The organism is Pseudomonas sp. ICMP 3272 (assembly GCF_001466905.1).
In the GTDB taxonomy this organism is placed as follows: Bacteria; Pseudomonadota; Gammaproteobacteria; order Pseudomonadales; family Pseudomonadaceae; genus Aquipseudomonas; species Aquipseudomonas amygdali.
Genome location: NZ_LKEK01000059.1, coordinates 18622 through 40644 on the forward strand (window position 1 = coordinate 18622; position 22023 = coordinate 40644).

General features: G+C 58.0%; 20 protein-coding genes and 2 tRNA genes. 9 read left to right on the plus strand and 13 right to left on the minus strand.

The genetic code is table 11. The features are described from left to right. Positions 1-6 precede the first annotated feature (6 nt). Complete coding sequence (locus AO068_RS16270) at positions 7-927, minus strand: LysR family transcriptional regulator (protein WP_058408882.1); 921 nt, start codon at positions 925-927, stop codon at positions 7-9. A 134-nt stretch (positions 928-1061) separates the two neighbouring features. Here AO068_RS16270 and AO068_RS16275 point away from each other — a divergent pair, with 134 nt between their 5' ends. Both AO068_RS16275 and AO068_RS16280 read left to right on the plus strand, forming a co-directional pair. After that, positions 1062-2117 carry a tartrate dehydrogenase gene (locus AO068_RS16275; RefSeq protein WP_058408883.1) on the plus strand — a complete coding sequence of 352 codons (1056 nt, stop codon included), beginning with the start codon at positions 1062-1064 and terminating at the stop codon, positions 2115-2117. A 105-nt stretch (positions 2118-2222) separates the two neighbouring features. Then, positions 2223-3566, plus strand: coding sequence for a dicarboxylate/amino acid:cation symporter (locus tag AO068_RS16280; RefSeq protein ID WP_058408884.1), 1344 nt, complete (start codon positions 2223-2225; stop codon positions 3564-3566). Position 3567: 1 nt separating this feature from the next. Here AO068_RS16280 and AO068_RS16285 read toward each other — a convergent pair whose 3' ends face one another. The 3 genes from AO068_RS16285 to AO068_RS16295 form a co-directional block, all read right to left on the minus strand. Continuing rightward, positions 3568-3945 carry a VOC family protein gene (locus AO068_RS16285; RefSeq protein WP_058408885.1) on the minus strand — a complete coding sequence of 126 codons (378 nt, stop codon included), beginning with the start codon at positions 3943-3945 and terminating at the stop codon, positions 3568-3570. 55 nt (positions 3946-4000) lie between these two features. Further along, the gene (locus tag AO068_RS16290) at positions 4001-5191 is read right to left on the minus strand and encodes a CaiB/BaiF CoA transferase family protein (protein WP_058408886.1); all 1191 of its coding nucleotides are present in this window, start codon (positions 5189-5191) and stop codon (positions 4001-4003) included. A 122-nt stretch (positions 5192-5313) separates the two neighbouring features. Then, positions 5314-5709 (minus strand): hypothetical protein, encoded by a 396-nt coding sequence (locus tag AO068_RS16295; protein WP_058399773.1) that lies wholly within the window; start codon positions 5707-5709, stop codon positions 5314-5316. A gap of 259 nt (positions 5710-5968) precedes the next feature. On the opposite strand from AO068_RS16295, the gene AO068_RS29735 reads away from it, so the two are divergent. Then, positions 5969-6214 (plus strand): hypothetical protein, encoded by a 246-nt coding sequence (locus AO068_RS29735; protein ID WP_404944494.1) that lies wholly within the window; start codon positions 5969-5971, stop codon positions 6212-6214. Between the two features lie 99 nt (positions 6215-6313). Here AO068_RS29735 and AO068_RS16300 read toward each other — a convergent pair. Continuing rightward, positions 6314-6390 (minus strand) — tRNA-Asp (locus AO068_RS16300). Positions 6391-6411: 21 nt separating this feature from the next. Further along, positions 6412-6487, minus strand: a tRNA-Val gene (locus AO068_RS16305). 171 nt (positions 6488-6658) lie between these two features. Here AO068_RS16305 and rdgC point away from each other — a divergent pair. Together rdgC and AO068_RS16315 are read left to right on the plus strand one after the other, a co-directional pair. Beyond that, positions 6659-7579 carry a recombination-associated protein RdgC gene (gene rdgC / locus AO068_RS16310; protein ID WP_057402085.1) on the plus strand — a complete coding sequence of 307 codons (921 nt, stop codon included), beginning with the start codon at positions 6659-6661 and terminating at the stop codon, positions 7577-7579. 89 nt (positions 7580-7668) lie between these two features. Continuing rightward, on the plus strand, positions 7669-8616 hold the full coding sequence (locus tag AO068_RS16315; RefSeq protein ID WP_058399772.1) for a bile acid:sodium symporter family protein: 948 nt from the start codon (positions 7669-7671) through the stop codon (positions 8614-8616). 55 nt (positions 8617-8671) lie between these two features. Here the strand turns inward: AO068_RS16315 and AO068_RS16320 are convergent, their stop codons facing one another. Continuing rightward, positions 8672-10546 carry an MFS transporter gene (locus AO068_RS16320; RefSeq protein WP_058408887.1) on the minus strand — a complete coding sequence of 625 codons (1875 nt, stop codon included), beginning with the start codon at positions 10544-10546 and terminating at the stop codon, positions 8672-8674. A gap of 243 nt (positions 10547-10789) precedes the next feature. Here AO068_RS16320 and AO068_RS16325 point away from each other — a divergent pair, with 243 nt between their 5' ends. After that, entirely contained in the window at positions 10790-14263 is a 3474-nt protein-coding gene (locus AO068_RS16325; RefSeq protein WP_058408888.1) for a hybrid sensor histidine kinase/response regulator, read from the plus strand. 55 nt (positions 14264-14318) lie between these two features. Here the strand turns inward: AO068_RS16325 and AO068_RS16330 are convergent, their stop codons facing one another. Further along, positions 14319-15257 (minus strand): aspartyl/asparaginyl beta-hydroxylase domain-containing protein, encoded by a 939-nt coding sequence (locus AO068_RS16330; protein WP_058399769.1) that lies wholly within the window; start codon positions 15255-15257, stop codon positions 14319-14321. Positions 15258-15434: 177 nt separating this feature from the next. Next, on the minus strand, positions 15435-16409 hold the full coding sequence (cysK, locus tag AO068_RS16335; protein WP_058408889.1) for a cysteine synthase A: 975 nt from the start codon (positions 16407-16409) through the stop codon (positions 15435-15437). A gap of 126 nt (positions 16410-16535) precedes the next feature. Between cysK and AO068_RS16340 the strand changes: the two genes are divergently transcribed. Then, entirely contained in the window at positions 16536-17603 is a 1068-nt protein-coding gene (locus AO068_RS16340; protein ID WP_058408890.1) for a DUF748 domain-containing protein, read from the plus strand. On the opposite strand, the gene AO068_RS16345 is transcribed toward AO068_RS16340, so the two are convergent. Together AO068_RS16345 and AO068_RS27115 are read right to left on the minus strand one after the other, a co-directional pair. Then, a complete protein-coding gene (locus AO068_RS16345; RefSeq protein WP_058408903.1) occupies positions 17600-18088 on the minus strand; it encodes a DUF2442 domain-containing protein in 489 nt (162 codons plus the stop codon). The two genes, AO068_RS16340 and AO068_RS16345, sit on opposite strands and share 4 nt — an antisense overlap. After that, complete coding sequence (locus AO068_RS27115; RefSeq protein ID WP_044317730.1) at positions 18085-18315, minus strand: DUF4160 domain-containing protein; 231 nt, start codon at positions 18313-18315, stop codon at positions 18085-18087. Before AO068_RS27115 ends, AO068_RS16345 begins: the two co-directional genes overlap by 4 nt. 205 nt (positions 18316-18520) lie before the next feature. On the opposite strand from AO068_RS27115, the gene AO068_RS16350 reads away from it, so the two are divergent. Further along, complete coding sequence (locus AO068_RS16350) at positions 18521-19366, plus strand: AAA family ATPase (protein WP_002552618.1); 846 nt, start codon at positions 18521-18523, stop codon at positions 19364-19366. Positions 19367-19405: 39 nt separating this feature from the next. Continuing rightward, positions 19406-20584, plus strand: coding sequence for a vWA domain-containing protein (locus AO068_RS16355; RefSeq protein ID WP_058408891.1), 1179 nt, complete (start codon positions 19406-19408; stop codon positions 20582-20584). A gap of 61 nt (positions 20585-20645) precedes the next feature. Here the strand turns inward: AO068_RS16355 and AO068_RS16360 are convergent, their stop codons facing one another. Together AO068_RS16360 and AO068_RS16365 are read right to left on the minus strand one after the other, a co-directional pair. Next, positions 20646-21170 carry a DUF2937 family protein gene (locus AO068_RS16360; RefSeq protein WP_002552616.1) on the minus strand — a complete coding sequence of 175 codons (525 nt, stop codon included), beginning with the start codon at positions 21168-21170 and terminating at the stop codon, positions 20646-20648. A 45-nt stretch (positions 21171-21215) separates the two neighbouring features. Further along, the gene (locus AO068_RS16365) at positions 21216-22004 is read right to left on the minus strand and encodes a class II glutamine amidotransferase (RefSeq protein ID WP_005782804.1); all 789 of its coding nucleotides are present in this window, start codon (positions 22002-22004) and stop codon (positions 21216-21218) included. Between the last annotated feature and the right edge of the window lie 19 nt (positions 22005-22023).

Consider the following 22023-nt stretch of genomic DNA (forward strand, 5'->3'; position numbering starts at 1 on the left):
CGCAGCTCAATGCGGGTCTTGCAGCGGGACAACCCGATCCAGACTGGCAAAACGCTCCACCAGAAAATCGATCAGACAACGCACCCTGGCGGACAGATGCAACTGCTGCGGATAGACCGCGTAGACGTCCGCCCGAGTGGGTGTCTGGTCTTCAAGTACCAGACGCAAACGGCCACTGCGTACGTACCGGGCAATGTCCCATTCGGCGCGCAGCAAAATGCCGAACCCTTCCAGCGCCCAGTTCAGCGCGACCTCACCGTCGTTGCAGCCCAATGCGCCATGTACCTTGATGTTCTGCGTACGCCCCCCGTTGCTGAAGCTCCACACCCCGTAGGGTGTTTCGTTCTGACGCAGAAAAATACAATTGTGCTGCTGCAGTTCCGCCAGACGTGTCGGCGTACCGTGCTTTTCCAGGTACAGCGGTGATGCGCAGAGCAGACGTCGATTGGACGCGATCTTGCGCGCATGAAAGGCCGCATCCGGAAGACTGCCGAAACGAATGCCCAGATCAAAACCATGGGTGGCCAGATCCAGTGGGTGATCACTGATTTCCAGCTGGATCTGCACCTCGGGGTAACGGGCAAAAAAAGCCGCCAGTGCCGGGCCTATATGACGGCGACCGAAACCCAGTGAAGCGTTGACCCTGATTAGCCCTTTGGGGCTGGCAGAACTGCTGGTGATCAACTGCTCGACTTCATCAATCTGGGTCAGAATCCGCGCCGCATGGCTGAAATACAACTCGCCCTCGGCAGTCAGACTCATGGACCGCGTGGTGCGATTCACCAGGCGTGTGCCCAGCCGCGCTTCCAGAAGACTCAAGCGCTTGCTGATGGCAGGCGGCGTCACGCCCAGTTCGCGGGCTGTCGCGGCAAGGCTGCCCAGCTGAGCCAACAGATGGAAAAACGACAGGTCCTGTGTCTGGTTCATTAGTAACTCAAAGTTAATTATGTAGTGATTTCGAGTAACTCATACGTTCCGGCTCACTACATATACTCCGTCCACCCCCTGTCGAACAGAGCGTTCGCAGGCATAACAAAAAGCATCGGACAGTGGAGTGGACCATGAACAGTTACAACATTGCAGCAGTACCCGGCGACGGCATTGGCGTGGAAGTGATCGCCGCAGGTGTTGAAGTCCTGCAGGCGCTGTCGACAAAATCCGGCTTCGGCCTGACCTTCAAGCACTTTGACTGGAATTCGGATAACTACCTGAAGAACGGCCACTACATTCCTGAAGGCGGTCTGGCCGAACTCAAGACCTTCGATGCCATTTTCTTCGGCGCAGTGGGCGCCTTGAATGTACCCGACCATATTTCCCTGTGGGGTTTGCGCCTGCCGATCTGCCAGGGCTTTGACCAATACGCCAACGTACGTCCAGCGCGCGTTCTGCCCGGTGTAAAGAGCCCGCTGCACAACGGCCACGAGATCGACTGGGTCGTCGTTCGCGAAAACTCCGAGGGTGAGTACTCCGGCAATGGCGGGCGCGTGCATCGTGGCTTGCCGGAAGAAGTCGCAACCGAGGTTTCGGTGTTCACACGGGCCGGTGTAGAGCGCATTCATCGCTTCGCTTTCGAACTGGCGCGCACTCGCCCGTGCAAGCACCTGACCATGGTCACCAAGTCCAACGCGCAGCGCCATGGCATGGTGTTGTGGGACGAGATTTTCTACGAAGTGGCCAAGGACTTCCCGGACGTCAGGATCGACAAGGAGCTGGTGGATGCCGTGACCACGCGCATGGTGCTCAAGCCATCGTCGCTGGATGTCATCGTCGCCACCAACCTGCACGCCGACATCCTTTCCGATCTGGCTGCCGCCCTGTCCGGCAGTCTGGGCATCGCCCCTACCGCCAACCTCAACCCAGGCCGCAACTTCCCGTCGATGTTCGAACCGATCCACGGTTCAGCATTCGATATCACCGGCAAAGGCGTCGCCAACCCGATTGCAACGTTCTGGACCGCCGCGATGATGCTTGAGCATCTGGGTGAATCGGCAGCGGCCAAGACCCTGATGTCGGCCATTGAGGCGGTTACCGAAAGCGGTCTGCATACCCCGGACCTCGGCGGCACAGCCACCACTCGGCAGGTCACCGATGCGGTACTGCAACTGATCAACCGCTGAGGCGCGTTCGCCAGATCAACGTCGTATCGAGGTACAACGCCACGGAGACCGGCCTGCCGAGTCTCCGGGCATTTCCTGACAACAATAAAAACTCAGGACCCGGTCATGAAAAGCATTCTAGGCAAACTGTACGTACAGGTTTTACTCGCGGTCATTCTTGGCGCCATCGTTGGCGTTGTGGCACCGGAAACCGGCGCAGCGCTCAAACCCATCGGCGACGCATTCATCAAGCTGATCAAGATGCTGCTCGCACCAGTGATTTTCCTGACAGTGGTGTCAGGCATCGCGCGCATGGAAAACATGAAGGAGCTGGGCCGCGTCGGGTTTCGGGCACTGGTCTATTTTGAAGTGGTGTCGACCCTGGCGCTGGTCATTGGTCTGGTCGTGGTGGATGTGTTCAAACCCGGTGCAGGGATGAACATCGACGTAGCAACGCTGGACTCTTCCAGCCTGAGCACCTACACCAGCGCGGCGAAGCATTCGTCGTTCATGGACTTTTTGATGGGCATCATCCCCGACACCATCATCGACGCGTTCGCCAAGGGCAATATTCTGCAAATCCTGCTGTTCTCGATCCTGCTCGGGATCGCTCTGGCGCAGGCAGGCCCGCGTGCCAAACCTTTTGTCGATGCGCTGGACAGCCTGATGCAGGGCATGTTCAGAATCGTCAACATGGTCATGCGCCTGGCACCGCTCGGCGCATTCGGAGCAATTGCCTTCACCATCGGCAAATATGGTTTCGGTTCGCTGTTTTCCCTGGGCAAACTGATGGCCTGCGTCTACCTGACCTGCACAGTGTTCGTGATCTTCGTGCTCGGGCCGATATGCCGTTACAGCGGTTTCAGCCTCTGGAAATTCCTGCGTTTCATCAAGGAAGAACTGTTCACGGTACTGGGCACCAGTTCATCTGAATCGGTGCTGCCACAGATGATCTCGAAAATGGAGAAAGCCGGCGTATCAAAACCGGTTGCAGGAATGATCATTCCATCCGGCCTGACCTTCAACCCGGACGGACAGGCGATCTACTATACGATTGCCGCGATCTTCATCGCCCAAGCGACCAATACGCCACTGACCCTGACCGACCAGTTGATCGTGCTGGTGGTGCTGATGTTCACCTCCAAGGGTTCGGCGGGTGTCACGGGTTCAGGCTTCATCATTCTCGCCGCGACCCTCGCGTCCCTGGGCACCATACCGGTCGCGGGCATGGTGCTGTTACTGGGCGTGGACCGTTTCATGTCCGAAGCGCGGGCGATCACCAATACCATCGGCAACGGCGTCGGCACCATGGCCATCGCCAAATGGGTTGGCGCACTGGACAGCGAGAAGATGCATCGGGCGCTGAATGGCGAGGACGAGCCGACACAACCCGAGCCTTCACCCCTGCCGAAAACCGGTCAGGTCAGACCTGCCACTATCACGGAAGGGGTCAGTCCGTCGCCGACCTGAATCAGGCCAATTCGGAAATTTCGATCAGGTTCAGATCAGGATCGCGCACATACACAGAACGAATCGGCCCGGTGGCACCGGTACGCTCTACCGGACCTTCAACGATAGGCCAGTCCTGCTCTTGCAGGTGCGCGATGACCTGATCCAGCGGGATGCTGGCAATGAAACACAGGTCCAGCGCACCTGGCACAGGCAGATGAGCCTTGGGCTCGAACTCTTTGCCACGCTCATGGACATTGATTTTCTGATTGCCGAAGCGAAACGCCAGTCGGCCCTGGCGAAAGCGCTCTGGGGCCATACCCATCACACGTACGTAAAAGTCCTTGCAGGCGTCAACATCAGCAGTGGTCAATACAAGATGGTCCAGATGATCAATCACGGGATCAGCTCCGTTTGGAATAGAGTTTTGTTTACGGCAAAGGCCGCATTTCGGATCAGATGATGCCAAGCCGACGCCATTCAGCGCGAGTGGCTGTGTCTATACCGTGTGCTTCGAGAACGGCATCAGTGTGCTGACCCAGGGTCGGCGCAGGCGCTCTTACCTGGCCCGGCGTGTCTAGAAGTTTAGGCACGATCCCCGGGAGAGTGACGGGCGTGCCGTCATCCAGCGCGCTCTGCAACAACATGTCACGCGCCTGATAATGCGGGTCGCTGGCGATATCGGCAGCGTCGTAGATCTTGCCTGCCGGGATACGCGCCTCGTTGAGTGCAGCAAGAACTTCGTCCATCGAGCGCTCGGCGGTCCAGGTCGAAATGGCAGCATCAATGCGTGCCACATGCCTGACTCGCCCGTCGTTATGCTCAAGCTCGGGGTCATTGGCCAGATCCAGGCGACCGATCTTTTCCATCAACCGACGGTAGATACTGTCGCCATTGCCTGCGATCAGCGCGTACTTACCATCATTGCAGCGGTAGGCGTTGGTCGGTGCGATGCCTGGCATGCTGCTGCCTGCTGGCTCACGGACAGTATTGAATACCGAATACTCGGGAATCAGGCTTTCCATCACGTTGAACACTGACTCGTACAACGCGACATCTATCTGCTGACCGTCACCGCCATTCTGTTCGCGGTGCCGAAGCGCAAGCAGAATGCCGATAACGCCGTGCAGCGCCGACAGCGAGTCGCCGATCGACACACCGACACGCACCGGCGTACGCCCTGGCTCGCCCGATAAATGACGCAGACCGCCCATCGCCTCGCCTATTACGCCAAAACCCGGCCTGTCACGGTACGGGCCGGTCTGCCCATAGCCGGAGACGCGCAGCATGATCAGTTTCGGATTGAGGGCATGCAGCTCTTCCCAACTGAGCCCCCAACCCTCAAGCGTACCGGGGCGGAAATTCTCGACCAGCACATCGGCATCACGAATCAGCTGGCGGGCCATTTCCTGCGCCTGAGGCTGGCGCAGATCGAGGGTCACTGACTGCTTGTTGCGCGACTGCACCGCCCACCATACGGAGGTACCGTTGTGCAGCAAACGCCATTTGCGCAGAGGATCACCGGTCAGCGGCGGCTCGACCTTGATGACCTCGGCACCGAACTCGGCAAGGATCTTCGCCGCAAAAGGTCCGGCAATAAGCTGGCCCAGCTCCACCACCTTGATGCCCTGAAGAGGTAAATTCATGACACGTCCGTTCTTGTTGGGAATGGATAGATGATCTGCGCAAATGCGATGGATGGAAAGCCGCAGGTGTTTAACGAGGTTCTGCCCCCGAGAAAGCCCCGCACCCGGCGAGGCTCATTCAATCAGTTGCTGCACGCCAGCTGAAAGCTCATGGAAGCATCGCCCGAGGCACCGTCCTTGCCGACCATGAGACCTAACACATTGACTTCTTTTGTGGTGGCAGCCCCACCCAACTTGACGTGACCGTAGAACAGCCGTTCATAGTCACTGGTATCAATAGAAGATGCCGAGCAGAAACCAGGCGAGTGTTTGAAGTGGCCCTCATTGAAAATCACTTTATACGTTGCGAAATAGTCGCTCTTACTACTGTAACTTACGGACTTGATCCACGGAGACGATTGAGTAACGACAGTGCCGTGCTGATCGATAGTCGCGGTGTGCAGCGCAGGCAAGGCCAACGCGCTGACGGAGGCTGCCATGACAGAGGCAGCCATGAGCAGTTTAATACCAGTGTTCATATAATTTCCTTATTTAAATATAGAGTATTCAACCGCCTTGACAGGGCGATCTTACAGAATCAGATATAAGACAGTCGGTCAGCACACTGAAGTGCTCTAACCGACAAAACCAGCTAATACCAGCGAAGATGAGAAATCAAGGACCTGATCGCGTTAAACAAAGAGCGAGCCAGAAACTTCAATAAATAAGGAAATAACTTACATTGGCAAAGAGGAAGTCTTACTTGATGATGCGTGGAAGCACACGACATTGCATCACATGAAAACAGCGCTGCTCTGCAAAGATCAACCAGATCGTGCCATTAGAAACCAAACGTCAAGGGTATTGAACTGCGATGACTGCACTGAATATTGTTTTCACAACGCGCATCAAAATGGACTGCTGACCCTGGCCAACGTGGCCGATGCAGATGGCCCGCACATGGTCGAAAGCCTGGGCGGAAATAGCTTGGTCGTATGGTTACCAGGATGGCTCGGTAGCTGCCTGTCACACCCCGATGAATGAACGAGGACTTCATCGTTTCAGGAAAACAGAAAGCAGAAAGCCCGCACAAGGCGGGCTTTCTGTTTGCTTCAAGGAGTTCAAGGGCCTTGAAGCTGAATATGGCGCAGCGGACGGGACTCGAACCCGCGACCCCCGGCGTGACAGGCCGGTATTCTAACCGACTGAACTACCGCTGCGCGTAACACTAAAAGCGAGTTTGGTGGGTGATGACGGGATCGAACCGCCGACCCGCTGCTTGTAAGGCAGCTGCTCTCCCAGCTGAGCTAATCACCCTTCACTCTCGGTGTGGCGCGCATTCTACGGAGCGACCTGCACTCTGGCAAGCACTTTTTTAAATAATTTTTATAATCCTTCCAAAGGCTTACAAACGCTCTGTGCAGGGTTGGCCGCAGCCGCCGAGGAGCGAATAATGCCCGCCTTTGTATAGAAAGAGAGACTCACCTCATGTGGTTCAAAAACCTGCTTGTCTATCGCCTGACCCAGGACGTGCCTTTCGATGCCGAAGCGCTGGAGACAGCACTGGCAACCAAACCGGCTCGTGCCTGCGCCAGCCAGGAGGTGGCCACCTATGGTTTCGTCGCTCCTTTCGGCAAGGGCGAGGACGCTCCATTGGTACACGTCAGCCAGGACTTCCTGCTGATTGCTGCACGCAAGGAAGAACGCATTCTGCCAGGTAGCGTTGTACGCGACGCGCTCAAGGAAAAGGTCGACGAGATCGAAGCCGAGCAGATGCGCAAGGTCTACAAGAAGGAACGCGATCAACTCAAGGATGAAATCATCCAGGCCTTTTTGCCGCGTGCGTTTATCCGCCGCTCCGCGACCTTCGCTGCCATCGCGCCAAAGCAGGGCCTGATTCTGGTCAACGCCTCCAGCCCGAAACGCGCCGAAGACCTGCTGTCGACCCTGCGTGAAGTGATCGGCTCGTTGCCGGTACGTCCGCTGACCGTCAAGGTTTCGCCAAGTGCAACCATGACCGACTGGGTCAAGACCCAGAAAGCGGCCGACAACTTCTTCGTGCTGGACGAGTGCGAACTGCGCGACACCCACGAAGATGGCGGCATCGTACGTTGCAAGCGTCAGGACCTGACCAGCGACGAAATTCAGCTGCACTTGAACACCGGCAAGGTCGTCACCCAGCTGTCGCTGGCCTGGCAGGACAAGCTGTCGTTCGTGCTGGACGACAAGCTGGTGGTCAAGCGCCTGAAGTTCGAAGACCTGCTGCAGGATCAGGCGGAACAGGACGGTGGCGACGAAGCGCTGGGCCAGCTCGACGCCAGCTTCACACTGATGATGCTGACGTTCGGCGAGTTCCTGCCGGAGCTGTTCGACGCGCTGGGCGGCGAGGAAATCCCGCAGGGGATCTGATCCCCGCCCGTCGCTGCCTGCTACACCGCGCCGTCCTGTGAGACGGCGCGTTCATTTCACACAGGTTTTTTTAAAGGAGGGAACACGCCATGCGCGCGTTGGCAGCCTTGAGTCGGTTTGTCGGTAATACCTTTGCTTATTGGGTGCTGCTGTTCGCCATCCTGGCGTTTCTGTTCCCGCAGGCTTTTATCGGTCTGAAAAGCTGGATCGTACCGCTGCTGGGTCTGGTCATGTTCGGCATGGGTCTTACCTTGAAGCTGGAAGACTTCTCTGAGGTGGCGCGCAACCCGTGGCGCGTTGCGCTGGGTGTGGTCGCGCATTTTGTGATAATGCCCGGCGTGGCCTGGTTGCTGTGTCAGGTGTTTCAACTGCCGCCGGAAATCGCCGTGGGTGTGATTCTGGTCGGCTGCTGCCCGAGCGGTACGTCCTCCAACGTCATGGCCTGGCTGGCCAAAGGTGATCTGGCGCTGGCGGTGGCAATCGCAGCGGTGACTACCCTGCTCGCCCCGCTGCTGACCCCGACGCTGATCTGGTTACTGGCGTCGGCGTGGTTGCCGGTGTCCTTCCTCGATATGTTCTGGTCGATCCTGCAACTGGTCATGCTGCCGATCGTGCTCGGTGTAGTTGCACAGCGTCTGCTGGGTGCGCGGGTCAGATATGCCGTGGACGTGCTGCCGCTGGTCTCGGTGGTGAGCATCGTGATGATTGTCTGCGCCGTAGTCGCCGCCAGCCAGGCGAAAATCGCCGAATCGGGCTTGTTGATCATGGCCGTGGTGATCCTGCACAACACCTTCGGCTTTTTGCTGGGTTATTTTACCGGCAAGGCATTCAAGCTGCCCTTGCCGCAACGCAAGTCACTGGCGCTGGAAGTAGGCATGCAGAACTCAGGGCTTGGCGCCGCATTGGCCAGCGCTCACTTTTCGCCACTGGCGGCGGTGCCAAGCGCGCTGTTCAGCGTCTGGCACAACATTTCCGGGGCGTTGCTATCGACGTATTTCAGGAAGATGCCGGAGGAAGAAACCAAGCCGGGCCTTTGATCAGCTGCGGCACCTGAAGGTGACGCAGAGCATCACTAAATGCAGCGCGGAGCGCTTATTGCACCTTCCCTCTCAGCGCCTTCACCTCTTCGCGCACATCCACCGGCGTTGCAACATCTGCTGCAATGGGCGAACCGGCGACCAGCACCACGCGAGACCAGAGGCGACGGAACAGAGTCTTGCTCGGGTCACGGCTGAAAAAGCTGCCCCACAAGCCTTGTAGTGCCAGCGGAATGACCGGCACTGGCGTTTCCTGGATGATGCGGCTCATGCCGCTCTTGAAGCCGCTGATCTCGCCGTCGGTGGTCAGCTTGCCTTCCGGGAAGATACACACAAGCTCGCCTTCCGCGAGGTACTGAGCGATGCGCTTGAACGATTGCTCGTAGATGTCCATGTCCTCGTTGCGCCCGGCAATCGGGATGGTCCCGGCCGTGCGGAAGATAAAGTTGAGGACCGGCAACTGGTAGATCTTGTAGTACATGACAAACCGGATCGGCCGCCGCACTGCACCGGCAATCAGCAACGCATCGACAAAGGACACATGGTTGCAGACCAGCAGCGCTGCGCCTTCATCAGGTATCCGGTTCAAATCCCGGTGTTCGACGCGGTACATGGAGTGGCCCAGCAGCCAGATCATGAAGCGCATGGTGAACTCGGGGACGATCTTGAAGATGTAGATATTGACGGCGATGTTCATCAGCGACACCGCCAGAAACAGCTGCGGAATCGACAGTTTGGCGAAGCTCAGCAACAGGATCGAGACAATCGCCGAAACCACCATGAACAGCGCGTTGAGGATGTTGTTGGCAGCAATGACTCGTGAGCGCTCTTTCACCGGTGTTCGCGACTGGATCAGGGCGTACAACGGCACGATATAGAAGCCGCCGAACACGCCAATACCCAGAATATCGAACAGCACCAGCCAGCCCTGCCCGTAGGAAAGGACCGCCAGCCAGTCGTTGGCCTGCACGTTCTGCGGGAAACCACCGGAATGCCACCACAGCAACAGACCGAAAATCGTCAGCCCCATCGAGCCAAACGGCACCAGCCCGATCTCGACCTTATGCCCGGATAACCGCTCGCAAAGCAGCGAGCCCAGCGCGATGCCGATGGAGAACACGGTCAGGATCAGCGTAACGACCGTTTCGTCGCCATACATCCATTCCTTGGCATAGGCCGGGATCTGCGTCAGGTAGATCGCCCCCACGAACCAGAACCACGAGTTGCCGACAATCGAGCGCGAAACCGCAGGCGTTTGCCCCAGCCCCATGCGCAAGGTCGCCCATGACTGGGTGAAGATGTTCCAGTTGAGCTTCATCTCCGGCGAGGCGGCATCGGCGCGCGGGATACCGAAGCTGGCCAGGAACCCCAGGCAGGCGACCAGCACGATGGCAGCCGCCACCACCCAGGCATAGTGCGAAGAAGACATCATCACACCCGCGCTGATGGTGCCGGCCAGAATCGCCAGAAAGGTACCCATCTCGACCAGCGCGTTGCCGCCGACCAGTTCGCTCTCGCGCAGGTGCTGAGGCAGGATCGAATATTTGACCGGCCCGAACAGCGCTGAATGCGTGCCCATGGCAAACAGCGCCGCCAGCATCAATTCAAGGTGATCGAACAGAAAGCCCGCAGCCCCGACCGCCATGATGACGATCTCGCCGAACTTGATGATGCGGATCAGCGTGTCCTTGGGGTACTTCTCGCCGAACTGCCCGGCCAGCGCCGAGAACAGGAAGAACGGCAGGATGAACAGCAAGGCACACAGATTGACGTAGATCGAACGATCCCCGTCAATGCTCAGCTTATAGAGGATGGCGAGGATCAATGACTGCTTGAAAATATTGTCATTGAACGCCCCGAGGGACTGCGTGATGAAAAACGGCAGGAAACGGCGTTTCCCGAGCAAGCTGAATTGTGACTGTTGGCTCATCGTCCGTGGTCCTGAGAGGCTGGGGTGAACTGACGTAGCCGCCAATCCGAGACACATTGAAGACGTAACGCCGCCGAATGTCGATAGGACATTTCTTTTTACAAAACACCCCGCACCATTTTTCATCGTTACGGGCGTTTGCGTAACAGCTGCGACACCCCGCCACGCTCGACCTTGGTCGACAAAGACGAAGCGCGGCCATCGTGCGAGACTGCGCGCTATCAATACGGTGTGGAATTTCATATGTCGCTGTCCAGCGGGCTGATTGCGGCCGTTGCCTTGTCCTATATGGCCATCATGTTTGCTATCGCCTTTTACGGCGACCGCTACAGCGCATCACTGCGCCCGACCATGCGCGCCTGGGTCTACAGCCTGTCGCTGGCAGTGTATTGCACCAGTTGGACGTTTTTCGGCGCGGTGGGTCAGGCGGCCGAACAGCTGTGGTCTTTCCTGCCGATTTATCTGGGGCCTATCGTGCTGATGGTGCTGGCGCCTTGGGTGCTGCAGAAGATGGTGCTGATCAGCAAGCAGGAAAACATCACCTCAATTGCCGACTTCATCGCAGCACGCTACGGCAAGTCCCAGTCACTGGCGGTCATGGTCGCGCTGATCTGTCTGATCGGCATGCTGCCGTATATCGCGCTGCAACTGAAAGGCATCGTGCTGGGCGTAAATATCCTGATTGGTGCTGTGGCTGATTCCACCGGCACCCGCGCTCAGGACACCGCGCTGGTGGTGTCGCTGATTCTGGCGCTGTTCACCATCGTCTTCGGTGCACGCAATCTGGATGTGACCGAACACCATCGCGGTATGGTGCTGGCGATTGCCTTCGAAGCACTGGTCAAGCTGTTTGCCTTCATGGCGGTCGGCGTGTTCGTCACGTTCGGTCTGTATGACGGTTTTGATGACCTGTTCAATCAGGCCAAACTTGCGCCACGCCTCGAGGAATACTGGCAAGACACGATCAACTGGCCGTCGATGTTCGTGCAGACCGGTGTGGCGATGATGGCGATTGTCTGCCTGCCGCGACAGTTTCACGTCACGGTGGTCGAAAACATCGAGCCTCAGGACCTGAATCTCGCCAAATGGGTGTTCCCGGCCTATCTGGCACTGGCTGCATTGTTCGTCGTGCCAATTGCGCTGGCCGGACAAATGCTGCTGCCCGCCTCCATGCTGCCCGACTCGTTCGTGATCAGTCTGCCCCTGGCGCACGCTCATCCGTCACTCGCCCTGCTGGCCTTCATCGGCGGCGCATCGGCGGCAACCGGCATGGTAATCGTCGCCTGCGTGGCGCTGTCGACGATGATATCCAACGACATGCTGCTGCCCTGGCTGTTAAGGCGCAAAAACACCGAGCGGCCGTTCGAAGCGTTTCGTCACTGGATGCTCTCGGTAAGGCGCATCAGCATTGTGATGATTCTCCTGCTGGCCTATGTCAGCTACCGGATGCTGGGCTCAACGGCCAGCCTGGCGACTATCGGGCAGATTGCCTTCGCCGCGATCACCCAGTTGGCACCGGCCATGTTCGGTGCGCTGTACTGGAAGCAGGCTAACCGGCGTGGTGTCTTTGCAGGCCTGGCAGCGGGTATCTTCATCTGGTTCTACACCCTGGTGCTGCCGGTCGCGGCGCATGGCATGGGCTGGTCGCTGAGCAATTTCCCGCTACTGTCCTGGCTGCACAGCAACCCGTTCGACCTGCCGATCTCGCCGATGACTCAGGGCGTGGTGCTGTCGATGGCCGGCAACTGCACGCTGTTCGCCTGGGTGTCGATGTTGTCGAGAACCCGAGTGGCGGAGCACTGGCAGGCAGGTCGTTTCATTGGTCAGGAAACCCAGGGACGCGACTTCAGCCGACCGCTGCTTGCCGTCCAGATAGAAGACCTGCTCAGCCTCTCGGCGCGTTTTGTCGGTGAAGACCGAGCACGTCAGAGCTTCATTCGCTTCGCCTACAGACAAGGCAAGGGTTTCAACCCCAGTCTGAATGCCGATGGAGAGTGGATCGCGCATACCGAGCGGCTGCTGGCTGGCGTGCTCGGCACTTCCTCGACCCGCGCCGTGGTCAAGGCCGCTATCGAAGGGCGCGATATGCAGCTGGAAGACGTCGTACGCATCGCCGACGAAGCGTCCGAAGTTTTGCAGTTCAACCGTGCACTGTTGCAGGGTGCCATCGAAAACATTACCCAGGGCATCAGTGTGGTGGATCAGTCCTTGAGGCTGGTGGCCTGGAACCGCCGCTACCTCGAGCTGTTCAATTACCCCGAAGGCCTGATTGGCGTCGGCCGGCCGATTGCCGACATCATTCGCTACAACGCCGAACGCGGGCTGTGCGGGCCGGGTGAGGCTGAAGTTCACGTGGCGCGACGCCTGCACTGGATGCGTCAGGGCCGCGCGCACACCTCGGAGCGACTGTTCCCCAACGGTCAGGTGATCGAGCTGATCGGCAATCCGATGCCCGGCGGCGGTTTCGTCATGAGCTTCACCGACATCACCGCGTTTCGTGCCGCCGAACAGGCCCTCAAAGGCGTCAATGAAAGCCTTGAGCAGCGTGTCGCCGCACGTACCCACGAGTTGTCGCAGCTCAATCAGGCGCTGACCGAGGCCAAGGGCACCGCCGAAGCCGCCAACGAATCGAAAACCCGCTTTCTGGCCGCCGTCAGCCATGACCTGATGCAGCCGCTGAATGCTGCAAGACTGTTTTCTGCTGCGCTGTCGCATCAGCAGGACGGCATTTCCAGCGACGCCCAGCAACTGGTCCAGCATCTGGACAGCTCGTTGCGTTCTGCCGAAGACCTGATCAGCGACCTGCTGGACATCTCGCGCCTGGAAAACGGCAAGATCACCCCGGACCGCCAACCGTTCCCGCTCAACGCGCTGTTTGACACCCTGGGCGCCGAATTCAAAGCGCTGGCCCAGGAGCAGGGTCTGAGTTTTCGTTTCAGAGGCAGTTCACTGCGCGTCGACAGTGATATCAAGCTATTGCGCCGGGTCCTGCAAAACTTTCTGACCAATGCTTTCCGCTATGCCAAAGGCCCTATTCTGCTGGGTGTCAGACGTCACGGCGGCAGCCTGAGCCTTGAGGTCTGGGACCGCGGGCCGGGCATCCCCGAAGACAAGCGCCAGGTGATCTTCGAAGAATTCAAACGCCTCGACAGCCACAAGACTCACGCAGCCAAGGGGCTGGGCCTGGGGCTGGCGATTGCCGATGGTTTGTGTCGCATTCTCGAGCACCCTTTGCAGGTGCGTTCGTGGCCTGGCAAAGGCAGCGTTTTCAGCGTGCGCGTGCCACTGGCAGCAGCCCCGGCGACAATGCCCGATACGCTGCCGGATGTCAGCCGACCCGCGCTGAACGGCACGCAGGTGCTGTGTGTCGACAATGAAGACAGCATCCTGATCGGCATGAACAGCCTGTTGTCACGCTGGGGTTGTCAGGTGTGGACCGCTCGCAGTCGCCTGGAATGCGAAGCGCTGCTGAACAATGGCGTCAGGCCGCAGATTGCGTTGGTGGATTACCATCTGGATGAGGGCGAAACCGGTACTGAACTGATGGCCTGGCTACGAACCCGCCTGGGTCAACCGGTGCCCGGCGTGCTCATCAGCGCTGATGGCCGTCCGGAGTTGATTGCTCAGGTGCATGCAGCAGGACTCGATTACCTGCCCAAACCGGTCAAACCCGCAGCGCTGCGAGCGTTGTTGAGCCGGCATGTGAATCTGGACTGAGAAAGGGCTGACGGTTGTTCGCCGTGACAGCGAACAACCGGATCAAAGCGGTTGCTTAACCAAACAACCAGTAGCCCAGCAACGTCAGCACCACCACCGCCAGTACAGGCCGCAAAATGCGGTAGGCCTTGGGGTTGGCGCGCTTGAACTGCTTGACCTTGCCACTGAAGCCGTCGCTGAAGCGCTTGCTGAACGCATACGCCTGATTGATCCCGCCGACACGCTCGTCATCCAGATTCTGCGGCGCGGTTGCGCGGCCCAGAAACGCACTGACGCTGCGGTTCACACGCGTCATGAAGCGGTTGGTCAGCGGACGCTCGACGTCACAGAACAGAATCACCCGGGTCTGCGGCGTTTCATTCTTGACCCAGTGCACGTAGGTCTCGTCGAACATCACGTCCTGGCCGTCACGCCAGGCGTATTCCTTGCCATCGACAAAGATCCGGCAGTCATCGGAATTCGGCGTAGACAGCCCCAGGTGATAACGCAGGGAACCGGCAAACGGATCGCGGTGCGGGTTGAGGTGGCTGCCGCCCGGCAACAGCGCGAACATCGCACCTTTGACGTTGGGAATGCTGTTGACCAGCTCGACAGTCTTCGGGCACAGCGCTTCGGCAGATGGCAGTGCCTTGTCGTACCACTTCAGGTAAAAGCGCTTCCAGCCCTTCTTGAAGAACGAGCCGAAACCGGCGTCGTTGTTCTTCTCGGCAGCCCGAATGTAGCCTTCATCGAACAGGTGCATGGCTTCGTCGCGAATGGTTTCCCAGTTGTCCTTGAGGATATCCAGCTCAGGGAATTTGCTGCGGTCCAGATACGGTTCGGACGGCACGCGGGAAAACAGGTACATCAGTGCGTTGTAAGGCGCGAACAATGCCGAATGGTTGACGAACTGCCGCAACAGGGGCAGCCGGGCCCGACCGCGCAAATGAACGTACAGCGTGCTGCCCAGAAACAGCATCAGGATCGATGCCTTGGCAACAAATGAAAGGGTCATGAAGCTCTCCTTGAAGCGGGCAGATAACGCCAAACGTCACGCGGGCAGTACTGATGCATGATTCTGAATGAAGGACCGCAAGCACCGGACGAACAGAGATAATCGTCCGGTGACGCGTAAGCTGGCCATCATAAACCCTTGCGTTGCCCGCATGAAGTGCACACTTGCGAAGATGTGTTACTGGGAAAGCTCCTGATCGGTAAACAGGTCGCTGAACAGCATGCTGGACAGGTAACGTTCGCCAGAGTCAGGCAGGATCACCACGATTGTCTTGCCCTGCATCTCCGGTTTTTCAGCCAGACGGACGGCCGCCGCCATGGCTGCTCCGCACGAGATACCGCAAAGGATGCCCTCTTCCTGCATCAAGCGCCGCGCCATGGCCTTGGATTCTTCATCGGTGACACGCTCTACGCGGTCCACAATCGACAGGTCGAGGTTTTTCGGAATGAAACCGGCACCGATGCCTTGAATCTTGTGCGTGCTGGGCTTGATCTCTTCACCGGCCATCGCCTGGGTGATAATCGGCGAACCGTCCGGCTCGACCGCAACCGACAGGATCGGCTTGCCTGCGGTGTGCTTGATATAGCGGGAAATACCGGTGATAGTCCCGCCAGTCCCGACGCCTGCCACCAGTACGTCGATAGCGCCGTCGGTGTCCGCCCAGATTTCAGGGCCGGTGGTCTTTTCGTGGATGGCCGGGTTGGCAGGGTTCTCGAACTGTGCGGGCATGAAGTATTTTTCCGGATCGCCCGCCAGCAGCTCTTCTGCCTTGGCAATCGCGCCTTTCATCCCCTTTGCCGGTTCAGTCAACACCAGTTCGGCACCCAGCGCCTTGAGTACCTTGCGACGTTCTATGCTCATGGAAGCGGGCATGGTGAGCATCAATTTGTAACCACGGGCGGCGGCAACGAATGCCAGGCCAATCCCGGTATTGCCCGAGGTCGGTTCGACGATGGTCATGCCGGGCTTGAGTTTGCCGCTGCTTTCAGCGTCCCAGATCATGTTGGCGCCGATACGGCACTTGACGGAGTAGCCCGGATTACGTCCTTCGATCTTGGCCAGAATCGTGACACCGCGGGGCGCAATACGATTGATCTGCACCAGCGGCGTATTACCGATGGAATGGGCGTTATCAGCGTAGATACGGCTCATGAAAGTGTCCTTGTGCACATCGGTTAAAGACCCAAAGCCTATGCCGCCAACCCTGGGGCGTCCAGTCTGACCGAACGGATGACCGCGTACGCAGTCAATCCCTCATTGAAACAGGAGACTCATGTCATGAAACGTCGCTACAGCTGGCCGCTATGGACCATGGCCGCTCTGGTAGTTCTGCTGATCGCGGTCAATATCGCCTTGCCCTATCTGGTGCGCGACTATCTGAACGACAAACTGGCCGACATGGGCGACTACCGAGGTGAGATCACCGACGTAGACCTGGCACTGTGGCGAGGGGCTTACCGGATCAAAGGACTGAAGATCGTCAAGACCGACGGCAAGGTCCCGGTGCCTTTCTTCGACGCGCCGATGATCGAGCTGGCAGTCAGCTGGCATTCGCTCTGGTATGACCATGCCGTGGTCGCGAAAGCCCTCTTCACCGGACCGCAGATCAACTTCGTGGACGGCGGCAGCAAGCAGAACTCGCAGACCGGTCAGGGCACCGACTGGCGTACCCAGATGGACAAGCTGCTGCCCATCACCCTCAACGAATTGCGCATCGATAACGGGCGCATCACGTTCAATAACTTCAACTCCACGCCCAAAGTAAAAATCGAGGCGGATCAGGTCAATGCCAGCATCTATAACCTGACCAACGTGGTCGACGTGGAAGGCAACCGCGATGCCGAGTTCAAGGGCAAGGCACGCCTGCTGGACCATGCCGATCTGGAAAGCACCGCCAGATTCGATCCGTTCAGCAACTTTGAAGATTTCGACTTCAAACTGCGCGCCACCGGCATTCAGCTCAAGAAGCTCAACGACTTCTCGTCGGCGTATGGCAAGTTCGACTTTAACGCCGGTGACGGCGATCTTGTGATTGAAGCGCAAGCGGATAAAGGGCAGCTCAGCGGCTACATAAAGCCCCTGCTACGCAATGTTGACGTGTTCAACTGGCATCAGGACGTTGAGAACAAGGACAAGGGCGTTTTCCGCTCGATCTGGGAAGCGCTGGTCGGCACCAGCGAAACCGTGTTGAAAAACCAGCGGGAAAACCAGTTCGCCACCCGTGTCGACCTGAGCGGCAGCGTCCATCAGCAGGACATCAGCGGCTTCCAGGCGTTTCTGCAGATCCTGCGCAATGCTTTCGTGCAGGCATTCAATGCGCGTTATGAGAGCAGCAAGGGGTCTTAGTGGTCCTTTTTATCCACGGAATAAACACCCCGCTCCTCGGCGGCATGTGCCTGTTGCTGCAATACATCCCAGCCCAGGCAAGCCAGCGCAAGGGTACGTGGCGTAGCTTCGCGAGAGTTGCTGTAGCGAGTAATGCTGCGAGGGCTGACACCCAATGCCTGTGCGGCCTTAGCCAAGGGCAAACCCGTGCGGGCACGCCACCCGATGAAAATACGCGTGTTTTCGTCGGTGGCAGCTTGAGCCTGAGCGTCGAGATACAGGGTATCCGCACCGATCTGGATATCCAGTTCAGGCCATTCAACCGTCCAGCCATCATCGCCCACTTGGGCGTGGGCAAAGGCTTCAGCAGCAATCAGGGGTCGTAACCCCGGAAAAGCCTGCACATCAGCGCTCATGTCGAGGACGAATTGTTGATCGTCGATGAATGTCAGGGCCAGCCGGTATCCGGACTGCGCCTGAACATCCCTGAGCCGGGGTCGTTTCATGGATGCCATCGTTTCCACTCCTCCATCAGTTCATCGCGGTGAATTCGTATCCATTCGAGAGCTTCCTTAAGCACAACAGTCGGGGCATGTCCGCGCATGGGCTCTACGAGCTCAAGGCAAATCAGTACATCCAGACCACCACCGGTCAGATGCACATGCGGCGGCAGGTGGTCTTTTTCCCTCAACTGAATCCTGTACTTATCCCTGAATCTGTATTTAGTCGACATGAAGCGTATGGTATAGCCAAATTAGCCATACCAAAAGCAGCGTTACAATTTCGACCCGGTCACTGCGTGACGCCCCATTCAAGAACTGAATGAGGCGTCTGCGTTCACAGTCGTCCGGCAGCCACGTTATAGTTCCGGCATTGCTTGCCCCTGTTACGGTGTGCGCGCCGACAGGCTGCGCCTACCCACGTGAAAAGGATTGATCATGAAGTTCGAAGGTACCCCGGCATACGTCGCCACTGACGATCTCAAGCTGGCGGTCAACGCGGCAATCACGCTGGAGCGTCCGCTGTTGGTCAAGGGCGAGCCCGGCACCGGCAAGACCATGCTGGCCGAGCAACTGGCCGAGTCCTTTGGCGCGAAGCTGATCACCTGGCATATCAAGTCCACTACCAAGGCGCATCAGGGCCTCTACGAATACGATGCCGTCAGCCGTCTGCGTGACTCTCAATTGGGCGTGGACAAAGTCCACGACGTACGTAACTACCTGAAAAAGGGCAAGCTCTGGGAAGCCTTCGAGTCCGATGAGCGGGTCATTTTGCTGATCGACGAGATCGACAAGGCCGACATCGAGTTCCCCAACGACCTGTTGCAGGAACTCGACAAGATGGAGTTCTACGTCTACGAAATCGATGAAACGATCAAGGCCAAAAAGCGCCCGATCATCATCATTACCTCCAACAACGAAAAGGAATTGCCGGACGCCTTCCTGCGTCGCTGCTTCTTCCACTACATCGCCTTCCCGGACCGTGCCACCCTGCAACGCATCGTCGACGTGCATTACCCGGACATCAAGAAAGACCTGGTGAGCGAAGCGCTGGACGTGTTTTTCGACGTGCGCAAAGTGCCGGGCCTGAAGAAGAAGCCCTCCACGTCCGAACTGGTGGACTGGCTGAAGCTGCTGATGGCCGACAACATCGGTGAAGCCGTACTGCGTGAGCGCGACCCGACCAAGGCTATCCCGCCGCTGGCCGGGGCGCTGGTCAAGAATGAACAGGATGTGCATTTGCTTGAGCGTCTGGCGTTCATGAGCCGCCGCGGCAACCGTTGAGCGCCTCCATCAACCCCGTTACGTAAAAGGGCGACAGCCATGCTGCTCAACCTGTTCAACGAAATGCGCGCGGCCAGGGTGCCGGTGTCTCTGCGTGAACTGCTGGACCTGATCAATGCGCTGAAACAGCGGGTTATCTTTGCCGATATCGATGAGTTCTACTTTCTTGCGCGCACGATTCTGGTCAAGGACGAGCGCCATTTCGACAAATTCGACCGGGCCTTCGGTGCGTATTTCAAAGGTCTGGAAAATCTCGACGATCATTTGCAGGCATTGATCCCCGAAGACTGGCTGCGCAAAGAGTTCGAGCGCTCGTTGAGTGACGAGGAACGCGCGCAGATTCAGTCCCTCGGCGGCCTCGACAAGCTGATCGAGGAATTCAAGAAGCGTCTGGAAGAACAGAAGGAACGCCACGCCGGTGGCAACAAATGGATCGGCACAGGCGGCACCAGCCCTTTCGGCTCGGGGGGCTATAACCCTGAAGGCATTCGTGTCGGCGACGCAGGGGAACGCAAGGGCAAGGCAGTCAAGGTGTGGGATCAGCGCGAATATAAAAACCTGGACGATCAGGTCGAGCTGGGTACGCGCAACATCAAGGTGGCCCTGCGCCGTCTGCGCAAGTTTGCCCGTCAGGGCGCTGCGGATGAACTGGACATCGACGGCACCATTGATCACACCGCACGCGACGCGGGCCTGCTGAACATTCAGATGCGCCCTGAGCGGCGCAACACCATCAAATTATTGCTGCTGTTCGACATCGGCGGTTCGATGGACGCGCACGTCAAGATCTGCGAAGAGCTGTTCTCGGCCTGCAAGACCGAGTTCAAGCATATGGAGTATTTCTACTTCCATAATTTCATCTACGAATCGGTGTGGAAGAACAACCTGCGCCGCGGCTCAGAGCGAACCGCCACGCAAGACCTGCTGCACAAGTACGGCGCAGACTACAAAGTGATTTTCATCGGCGACGCTTCGATGGCACCGTATGAGATCACCCAGCCCGGTGGCAGCGTCGAACACTGGAATGAAGAGGCAGGCTATGTGTGGATGCAGCGCTTCATGGCCAAATTCAAGAAGATCATCTGGATCAATCCCTACCCCAAGGATGCCTGGGAGTACACCACGTCCACGCATATCGTGCGCGACCTGATTGAAGGGCACATGTACCCGCTAACCCTGCGCGGCCTGGAAGAAGGCATGCGTCATCTGGCGAAATAAGCATGACGGGCGCGTGCTGACTTTATGCAACGCCCGTTGTCGTTATTACCGTATCCAGCAATCAGCGCCAGTCCCGCTCAAGTTGCGGCTTGCGTCGTCCACCGTGAATCACCCAGCCGAGTAACAGCCCAACGCTTTCCACCACAAGGGCCAGCAGCAATGCACTGATGATTCCCCAGGCAATGACTTCGGGGGCCAGCAGAACTTGCCACGTATAACCGTTGAACGTTTCCCGGCGAATATCCGCATCGGCAGACGTGACGACGAACAGGGCTTTGGAATACCACGGCCCCTGGAGCCCAAGCCACTGACGCTCAAGGATATGGGTACGGCTCATCAACGTATCGATGTTGTCCGCATCGGCTCGGAAAACCGGGTCTTCGCTGCTGCGATAGTGTTGGATCAGCGCTTGTATATCGCCCTTGAAGAACTGCTGCGCAGTAGCGGTGTAGCCCTTGACGGCCTGTTGCGCCTCGATCAGATGCGCTTCGACACGCTTGCTGTAATCACTGATGAACCCGGGAATCTGTACCCCGAAAAGCAGGCCTGTGGTGAACAGGACCAATCGCAGATAACTTCGCAGCATCAATATCCCTCTTCTTTTTTATCCAATGTGCCGGTGGAGGCGCCGTTACTGCACTGCTGTCTCGACCGAGCCTTGCGCCACGCACTCACCCTTGCGCCACAGGCTCCACTGGCCCGGCTCATAGCGCTTCCAGTTTTCGTTCTCGGTCAATGGCTCGGTGGCGATCACAGTCACCACGTCGTGCGGCGTTGTTTCAGCCTGAAAATCGACAATCACGTCGACATCTTTCAACCTTGCCGGGCCGAACGGCGCGCGCCGGGTGATCTGGACCAGTTTGGTACTGCAAAAGCAAAACAGCCAGTCGCCATCGCTCAACAGGCAGTTGAACACGCCTTTACTACGGTATTCAGTGCAGGCCTGGATCAGTGAGGGCAGTAATTGCTCGACCTCAACCGGCTCGGGAAAGGCTTCGCGAACGCGATTGAGCAGGTCGCAGAATGCAGCTTCGCTGTCGGTATCGCCCACAGGCCTGTAGAAAGTGGCACCGGGAGTGAAATCGGCTAGCTGACCATTGTGCGCAAAGCACCAGTTGCGGCCCCAGAGTTCACGCACGAAAGGATGAGTGTTGGACAGGCAGACCTTGCCGACGTTGGCCTGACGAATATGGCCAATAACCACTTCGCTTTTGATCGGATAGCGCTGCACCAGTTGCGCAACTTCAGATTCACTGCTGGCTGCGGGGTCCTGGAACAAGCGCAGGCCGCGACCTTCGTAGAAGGCAATGCCCCAGCCATCGCGATGCGGACCAGTACGCCCGCCACGCTGCATCAGCCCGGTAAAGCTGAAGACTATGTCGGTCGGGACATTGGCGCTCATGCCCAGTAGTTCACACATGCTCAGGTTCTCGCTTCAA

Coding starts and splice junctions, on each gene's coding strand:
- AO068_RS16270 (WP_058408882.1), bottom strand. CDS start 927: ATGAACCAGACACAGGACCTGTCGTTTTTCCATCTGTTGGCTCAGCTG.
- AO068_RS16275 (WP_058408883.1), top strand. CDS start 1,062: ATGAACAGTTACAACATTGCAGCAGTACCCGGCGACGGCATTGGCGTG.
- AO068_RS16280 (WP_058408884.1), top strand. CDS start 2,223: ATGAAAAGCATTCTAGGCAAACTGTACGTACAGGTTTTACTCGCGGTC.
- AO068_RS16290 (WP_058408886.1), bottom strand. CDS start 5,191: ATGAATTTACCTCTTCAGGGCATCAAGGTGGTGGAGCTGGGCCAGCTT.
- AO068_RS16295 (WP_058399773.1), bottom strand. CDS start 5,709: ATGAACACTGGTATTAAACTGCTCATGGCTGCCTCTGTCATGGCAGCC.
- AO068_RS29735 (WP_404944494.1), top strand. CDS start 5,969: ATGAAAACAGCGCTGCTCTGCAAAGATCAACCAGATCGTGCCATTAGA.
- rdgC (WP_057402085.1), top strand. CDS start 6,659: ATGTGGTTCAAAAACCTGCTTGTCTATCGCCTGACCCAGGACGTGCCT.
- AO068_RS16315 (WP_058399772.1), top strand. CDS start 7,669: ATGCGCGCGTTGGCAGCCTTGAGTCGGTTTGTCGGTAATACCTTTGCT.
- AO068_RS16320 (WP_058408887.1), bottom strand. CDS start 10,546: ATGAGCCAACAGTCACAATTCAGCTTGCTCGGGAAACGCCGTTTCCTG.
- AO068_RS16325 (WP_058408888.1), top strand. CDS start 10,790: ATGTCGCTGTCCAGCGGGCTGATTGCGGCCGTTGCCTTGTCCTATATG.
- AO068_RS16330 (WP_058399769.1), bottom strand. CDS start 15,257: ATGACCCTTTCATTTGTTGCCAAGGCATCGATCCTGATGCTGTTTCTG.
- cysK (WP_058408889.1), bottom strand. CDS start 16,409: ATGAGCCGTATCTACGCTGATAACGCCCATTCCATCGGTAATACGCCG.
- AO068_RS16340 (WP_058408890.1), top strand. CDS start 16,536: ATGAAACGTCGCTACAGCTGGCCGCTATGGACCATGGCCGCTCTGGTA.
- AO068_RS16345 (WP_058408903.1), bottom strand. CDS start 18,088: ATGAAACGACCCCGGCTCAGGGATGTTCAGGCGCAGTCCGGATACCGG.
- AO068_RS27115 (WP_044317730.1), bottom strand. CDS start 18,315: ATGTCGACTAAATACAGATTCAGGGATAAGTACAGGATTCAGTTGAGG.
- AO068_RS16350 (WP_002552618.1), top strand. CDS start 18,521: ATGAAGTTCGAAGGTACCCCGGCATACGTCGCCACTGACGATCTCAAG.
- AO068_RS16355 (WP_058408891.1), top strand. CDS start 19,406: ATGCTGCTCAACCTGTTCAACGAAATGCGCGCGGCCAGGGTGCCGGTG.
- AO068_RS16360 (WP_002552616.1), bottom strand. CDS start 21,170: ATGCTGCGAAGTTATCTGCGATTGGTCCTGTTCACCACAGGCCTGCTT.
- AO068_RS16365 (WP_005782804.1), bottom strand. CDS start 22,004: ATGTGTGAACTACTGGGCATGAGCGCCAATGTCCCGACCGACATAGTC.